The organism is Flavobacterium aurantiibacter, from assembly GCF_002251775.1.
Lineage (GTDB): Bacteria > Bacteroidota > Bacteroidia > Flavobacteriales > Flavobacteriaceae > Flavobacterium > Flavobacterium aurantiibacter.
Genome location: NZ_NOXX01000083.1, coordinates 1 through 6666, shown reverse-complemented (window position 1 = coordinate 6666; position 6666 = coordinate 1). Strand labels below are relative to the sequence as shown.

Here is a 6666-nt window from a genome sequence, read left to right as displayed (position 1 = left end):
TTTTATTGATTTTTAATCAATTATGTTTTTTGTCGTGTACTAAATGGAAAATTAAAAGTTATTTCCAATAAAGGTTGGCAATTTAAAGGTCACGCAGAAAAAGCCGTAACGGGTGGTGAACAACCTATCGACGTTGCATATACCATTTTAGCATTGGAAAAATTCCACAGCGCTTTTCGCGACAAGCGTTTTAAAGTTCTTTCCATTAATGCATTTTATTGGTTTTTAGGAGCTAATCACTTAAAGCAAGCTGTTTATCAAGAAGAAACGGGAGGGTGCTGCGACGGCATTGAGGAAACCAATGTGAATCTAAATCAAGGTGCTGAGTCGACACTTAGCTATTTACTCGCCCGATTAGCCATAGGTCGGATTTTACATTGAAGCTCGAAAAAAAGCATCAGTTAGCAAAGTTTTATTTATGGCCGGTAAACCAGTATATTTCGTCGTCAAAAAGTCCTTTATATCTGGTGTAAAATATTGAAATAATGATATTTAGTGTTTTTTGTTACTTATTTCATTGAAAAGATCGTACCTTACAAGGAATTGGAAACTTACTTCCGATTTGTAAATGTATTTACCATGGCGAGGCAAAAGGAAGGAAAGAAAAAATCGGATAAAACTGCTCCGGCAAGTACCGCAAAAGAGAAAAAGGCTGCAAAGTCTGTTAAAAAGCAAGAGAAAGATAAAGCGGGTAAATCTGAGTAATATCGCGCTCTCGTTTTGAAGTAAATTTTTTCTCGAGAACGAATAAAACTGAAGTTTAATGATCCTTTCAGGGAAGTTTTCTAAAATCGGTTTCACAGCTTCGGAGTTGAGACGAATTCGTTTTGTTGCGTGTAAAATCCAGTTCACGTTTTATAGCGATCGGCATTTGGTTATTTTTTTAAAGAATGAAGTTTCTCTCTTTAGAACATTAGCGTAAATCCGATCGCTTTTCGTTTTCATTGGTTGTCATTTCTGCCGATCTCTGTAGTGTTGTTTTGTAAGGCCGAAAATATCCACTAACTGATGCAAGAAAAGTCGTCAAAGAAAGTTTGCAGTCAAGCCTTTTTTTGGACTTTGCTTGAAATTAAAGGAACAGAGATTAGAATGCCTGATGAATAATTGTTTTTAGAAGCTATTTCTTTAAAAGTTACGAATGAATTCTATTTTCATTTGACGGTTCAAACCGAACGTAATACTTTTGCGCATCTAACTACACACACATGTCAACTACAATTACGGCAACTCATTTTCAGTTTCCAAACCAAACCGCATTTTACAAGGGAAAGGTTCGAGATGTTTACAGCATTGGCAACGATTTACTGGTCATGATTGCCACCGACCGACTATCCGCTTTCGATGTGGTGCTTCCGAAAGGAATTCCTTACAAAGGACAAATGCTCAATCAAATTGCGAAGAAATTCATGGATAGCACAGCCGATATAGTTCCGAATTGGTTGCTGGCCTCGCCAGATCCGAATGTAAGTATTGGCGTAAAATGCGAGCCTTTTAAAGTGGAAATGGTGATTCGTGGCTATTTGGCTGGACATGCTGCTCGTGAATACGCTGCCGGAAAGCGTTTACTTTGTGGTGTGGCTTTGCCGGAAGGTTTGAAAGAAAACGATAAACTTCCGCAACCCATCATTACGCCAACAACAAAAGCTGCTTCCGGTTCGCACGACGAAGATATCTCTGAAGAAGAAATCTTAGCTCAAGGCATAGTATCGGAAGCAGATTGGGAAATACTTAAAGACTACACGTTTAAACTTTACGCGCGAGGAACTGAAATGGCGGCCGAACGCGGCTTGTTATTGGTTGATACTAAATATGAGTTTGGAAAAAAAGCCGACGGAACCATTGTCCTGATTGATGAAATTCATACGCCCGATTCTTCCCGCTATTTTTATGCCGATGGCTACCAAGAACGTCAAGATAAAGGCGAACCGCAACAACAATTAAGCAAAGAATTTGTTCGCCAATGGCTTATTGCAAACGGATTTCAAGGTAAAGAAGGGCAATCGATTCCAGAATTAACCGACGCATACATCGACACGGTTACAGAACGATACGCCTTACTTTACGAACAGATTTTAGGTGAAAAATTCGTTAAAGCACCAGTTAATAACTTGGCAACGCGCATCGAAACAAATGTTTTAAATTATTTAAAAACAATTGGTTAAGTAATTTATTCGGCTGTAGCCTGACGAATGATATCGGCGTATTCCAAGAAAAATTGTTCCATAAGCAGCATTTTCGAAGCCATAAAGTCGAAGATTTCGGGCCAATAATTCTTGTTGAAGAAATTGCGTTCTAATGTTTCAGTATGTACGATGCTCACTATTTTCCCAGATTCCAGCGTAAAATTTCGTTCGAAAAAAATCTCTGGAAAAAACTCAAGGAAAAGTACGCGCATCGCCTGTAGTTGTTCAAAATACTTGATCCGTGTTTCCTCGTGACGCATGCCCACTTCTAGAATAATGCGAACCCCCGAATTTTGAACATCGAACTTGAGTTGTAAATCTTTAATTTTGGTATCGTAAAGCAGCCACTTGTGTGGATATGCTTCTGCGAAAGCGGTCCAAAAATCGGTAATAAGCTGGGCTTTTTCTTTTTTACTATACACAAACGGTAATTTTCATGGCAAAAATAGCATTTAGTGAGTTAGTTCCGCATATTAAATCTCTTGAGCTTCCGGGCTTGGATGCGCAACTAAATATGGCTCCAGCTGATCGAAAGCAAGCGTTGGAATTAGCTGCGCAAAAAGCCATTCAAAAACGGTACGCCGCCGTTTCAGTAATTGTTTCTACACACCAAAACCAGGAAACAATCACTTTGATTCAACGATCAGAATACGAAGGTGTTCATTCCGGACAACTTGCCTTCCCAGGAGGAAAAAAGGAATTATTCGATGCAAATTTCTATGAAACCGCTGTTCGCGAAACGCAAGAAGAAATAGGAATAACACTTACGGAACAGCAGTTTGTACGTGGACTAACACCGCTTTACGTTCCGCCAAGTAATTTTGAAGTACATCCGTATCTATTTGTTACCGGCGATTATCTCGAATTCACCCCAAATCCGCGTGAAGTGGCCGCCATTGTTCCATTACCACTATCCGTACTGCTAGACGATACAGCCGTTTCCACAATGGATATCGATACCGCCTATAATTTCAAGATCAAAACTAAAGTTTTTACCTTTGGGCAACACACGGTTTGGGGCGCTACTGCAATGATGTTAGCAGAAGTGAAACAAATGTTATTGTTGGCACGAAATTCGGCAATTAGTCAAATTTAATTTATGTTTGGCGCATGGGACTATTTAAAAGAAATCCGTTCGGACATATTTTATTTATCAAAAAATGGCTGATTCGCATTTTTGGCGCCGCAACACACCGCCGTTATCGCGGATTTAACGAATTGCAAATCGACGGTTCGGAGATTATTCGTGCTTTACCTGCACAAAACGTTTTATTTATCTCCAATCACCAAACTTATTTTGCCGATGTAGTGGCCATGTTTCATGTTTTTAATGCTGCTTTACACGGTCGGGTAGATCACATCCGAAATATTGGTTATCTCTGGAACCCTAAGCTCAACATTTACTACGTTGCAGCTAAAGAAACGATGCAATCGGGTATTCTTCCGCGGATCATGGCCTACGTGGGTGCTATTACTGTAGAGCGTACTTGGCGTGCAAAAGGAAAAGATATTCAGCGTGAAGTGAATCCGAATGATACCGAAAACATCAAAGTTGCTTTGCAAGACGGTTGGGTAATTACCTTTCCGCAAGGCACCACAAAATCGTTCAAGCCCGTTCGAAAAGGTACAGCGCACATCATCAAAGAGCACAAACCAATTGTAGTTCCTATTGTTATCGACGGATTTCGCCGTTCGTTCGATAAGAAAGGTTTACGGATGAAGAAGAAAGGGATTTTACAATCGATGATTATAAAAGAGCCTTTGGAAATTGATTACGAAAACGAGTCGATTGAATCGATTGTAGAGAAAATTGAGTACGCTATAGAGCAACATCCGTCGTTTTTGAAAGTCATTCCCGCCGAAGAGCTTGAAGCAGCTGAAGCTTTAAACGAGTTGCGGAGATTTAGTTCGCCGAAGGCAAAGTCGTAAACAAATTTGTTTGGAGAATGCCTAGCGACTCAAGTCAGTCAAAATCGACGAATCTTAAATACTGAGTACAAAGTTTTCCCTGTTTAATCCGCTGGTGTGATACTGCCAATTTAGTGCGATGACTTCATTTAGAATGCGTTTTAATTCTTCGAAATCGTTTGGTTTACGGATGTATACGTTAGCGCCTTTAACAAAGGCATCTTCAATATCGCGGTCTGAGGCAGAAGTAGAGTAAATAGCTACGGCGATGTTGTTGAATCGGCTATCTTGCTTGATTTCAGACAAGCATTCCATACCCGATTTGCGCGGCATATTCAAATCCAGAAACAAGATGTGTGGTTTCGAATTTTCATCGTTATTCAGAAAATCCATTAACTCTACACCGTCGTTAACAACTGTGATTGCTGTTTTAATTTTTATCGAATCGAAGGCTTCCGTGAAAAACAGCCGGTCGTCGGCATCATCATCGGCAAGGCAAACGTGAATGAGATCGTTGTTCATGATTTTGGGGAAATCTTAGAGTTCTTAATTGTTTTGCATTTGTTCCTGTACTTGTAACTCGCGCCTCTTTTTAATGATTCGCTGAAACGCTGATGGTGTTATACCGGTCGTATTTTTAAATTGAGTACTAAAGTGAGCCACATTACAGTAGTTTAATTTGTATGAAATTTCTGTAAAGGTAAGCTCATTCATTAAAATTAGTTGCTTAGCACGCTCAATTTTTTGCAGAATGATGAAGCTTTCGATAGAGGAGTAGGTTACTTCCGAAAACAGGTTTGAGATATAGTTGTAACTGTGATTGAGCTTCTCTGCTAGATACACCGAACTTTTTAAGCTAGGCTGATTTTCTTCTTGGTTCACCATTTCTACGATGGCATCTTTGATTTTTTGAACCAAAATATTTTTTTGATTTTCAACAATTTGAATGCCGTACTCGCCAAGGTGCTCTTCAAGTTTACGTTGTTTTTCTGCAGATAGCTTATCTAGAATCTCAATCTCACCAAACGCTATAATTCGATAGTTTATTCCAGATGCGTCTAGTTGCTCTTGTAAGATTTTTCGACACAGCGCATTAATGTCAAATTTCACGTACACTTTCATAGCCATAGTTTTCTGTTGTGAAGTAGTCGTAAAAATACTTGTATTTGCCAGATTTTCTTGAGAAACATCTTATTTTTTGATGAAATTAACAAGAAACAACTGTTATTTTAAAATTGCGTACTTGTACTTTTCTTCGAAGAAATACGCTTTTTACCAATATGTTTCCAGCGTTTATGTGTCCAGAAATAATGTTCTGGCTTTTGCAGAATTTGTTTTTCAACTTCTCGTAAGTACATACCCGTTATCTCATAATCAGGCATCTTTTTTGGCTCTTCAACCAAAGGTACCAAAGTAGCTTGGTAAAAGCCCCTTTTCACTTTTTCAACTTTTACAAACAACATGTTCATATCGAGTCGCTTTGCAAGCATTTCAGCACCTGTATAAACCGGTACCTCAATTCCCATAAATGTATCCCAATACTTTGCTTTTGTGAGTTGTGGCGACTGGTCCGAAGCAAATCCGTAAAAAGCTTTAACTCCATTTTTTTTGTGAAGCTCCATGGTTCCAATGGAACTCTTAGATTCAATTAGTTTAGCGTTATGGCGGCCTCGAATTTTCTGTACCAGTGAATCAAAATAGCGGTTACCAATTTTTTTATAAATCGCATAACTTTCAAAAGTAATGTAGTTCGACATGACCATCAACCATTCCCAACTAGCATAATGCGCACACATTAGGATGATACTCTTTCCACGCTTCTCATATTCCGTTGCTAACTCTAAATTAGTGAAGATAAATCTACGCTTCATTTCTTCATCGCTTATACTCATAGATTTTACCATCTCCATAAACATATCACACATATGTTTGAAGAATTCCTTCTCTATAACACGTCGTTCGGCTTCCGATTTATGAGGTAATGCTAGCGCTAAATTCTTTCGAACGGTTGCTTTTCGATAACCGAAAACACGGTATACCAGAAAATATATTAAATCAGACAAGGCATAAAACACCGGGAACGGAAGCTTTGATACGAACCATAGCAGCGGATACGCCAAGCAATACGCAAGTAATTGCATGAACAAATTTTTTTACAAATATACGGCTTTATCAAAACATGGGTTTAACTTTAATTGTGCTCATGGCAAATAAGAATAACTTAGCTAAATTAAAGTTTTGAAAATCAATATTTTGTTTGTTTTTTATTTACGAAACCTTTTCGCAACTTGTTGAATGATTTTGTTTTGATTGAAATTCAGCAAAAAGTGAAATTACACGGGCAACCGTAGCGGTTTACTTCAATTAAAATCGAAGTAGTTGTTTGAAAACAATGTGTCTTTCGGAAATTAGCATTACCTACGACTTTTTTATTGCCTAAGATTTTATTCAATTTATGGACTTACCAGCGAAACGAGCAGCTTCATTTATTACGAAATCGATTCACTTTTTAAAATTATGCTATAGTCTGACCCGTTGGGTGAAATTATTTGAAGTAAAATAAATTGAACAAATG

Annotated in this window: 9 protein-coding genes; 5 read left to right on the top strand and 4 right to left on the bottom strand. The window is 38.3% G+C overall.

Features of this window, described 5'->3' with window-relative positions; genetic code table 11:
* Positions 1-153: 153 nt before the first annotated feature.
* The 3 genes from CHX27_RS01095 (at position 154) to CHX27_RS01090 (ending at position 2162) form a co-directional block, all read left to right on the top strand.
* Entirely contained in the window at positions 154-381 is a 228-nt protein-coding gene (locus tag CHX27_RS01095) for a hypothetical protein (RefSeq protein ID WP_094484932.1), read from the top strand.
* A gap of 198 nt (positions 382-579) precedes the next feature.
* A complete protein-coding gene (locus CHX27_RS15860; RefSeq protein ID WP_262494568.1) occupies positions 580-705 on the top strand; it encodes a hypothetical protein in 126 nt (41 codons plus the stop codon).
* 500 nt (positions 706-1205) lie between these two features.
* Positions 1206-2162: a phosphoribosylaminoimidazolesuccinocarboxamide synthase gene (locus tag CHX27_RS01090; RefSeq protein WP_094484931.1), complete on the top strand. Its 957-nt coding sequence runs from the start codon at positions 1206-1208 to the stop codon at positions 2160-2162.
* A 5-nt stretch (positions 2163-2167) separates the two neighbouring features.
* Here the strand turns inward: CHX27_RS01090 and CHX27_RS01085 are convergent, their stop codons facing one another.
* Positions 2168-2605, bottom strand: coding sequence for a DUF4268 domain-containing protein (locus CHX27_RS01085; protein WP_094484930.1), 438 nt, complete (start codon positions 2603-2605; stop codon positions 2168-2170).
* Positions 2606-2619: 14 nt separating this feature from the next.
* On the opposite strand from CHX27_RS01085, the gene CHX27_RS01080 reads away from it, so the two are divergent.
* Both CHX27_RS01080 and CHX27_RS01075 read left to right on the top strand, forming a co-directional pair.
* On the top strand, positions 2620-3279 hold the full coding sequence (locus CHX27_RS01080) for an NUDIX hydrolase (RefSeq protein WP_094484929.1): 660 nt from the start codon (positions 2620-2622) through the stop codon (positions 3277-3279).
* 14 nt (positions 3280-3293) lie between these two features.
* Positions 3294-4112, top strand: coding sequence for a lysophospholipid acyltransferase family protein (locus tag CHX27_RS01075; RefSeq protein WP_094484928.1), 819 nt, complete (start codon positions 3294-3296; stop codon positions 4110-4112).
* A 54-nt stretch (positions 4113-4166) separates the two neighbouring features.
* On the opposite strand, the gene CHX27_RS01070 is transcribed toward CHX27_RS01075, so the two are convergent.
* The 3 genes from CHX27_RS01070 to CHX27_RS01060 form a co-directional block, all read right to left on the bottom strand.
* The gene (locus CHX27_RS01070; protein ID WP_094484927.1) at positions 4167-4613 is read right to left on the bottom strand and encodes a response regulator; all 447 of its coding nucleotides are present in this window, start codon (positions 4611-4613) and stop codon (positions 4167-4169) included.
* Between the two features lie 24 nt (positions 4614-4637).
* Positions 4638-5213 carry a helix-turn-helix domain-containing protein gene (locus CHX27_RS01065; RefSeq protein ID WP_094484933.1) on the bottom strand — a complete coding sequence of 192 codons (576 nt, stop codon included), beginning with the start codon at positions 5211-5213 and terminating at the stop codon, positions 4638-4640.
* Between the two features lie 107 nt (positions 5214-5320).
* On the bottom strand, positions 5321-6232 hold the full coding sequence (locus CHX27_RS01060; protein WP_094484926.1) for a lysophospholipid acyltransferase family protein: 912 nt from the start codon (positions 6230-6232) through the stop codon (positions 5321-5323).
* Positions 6233-6666 lie beyond the last annotated feature (434 nt).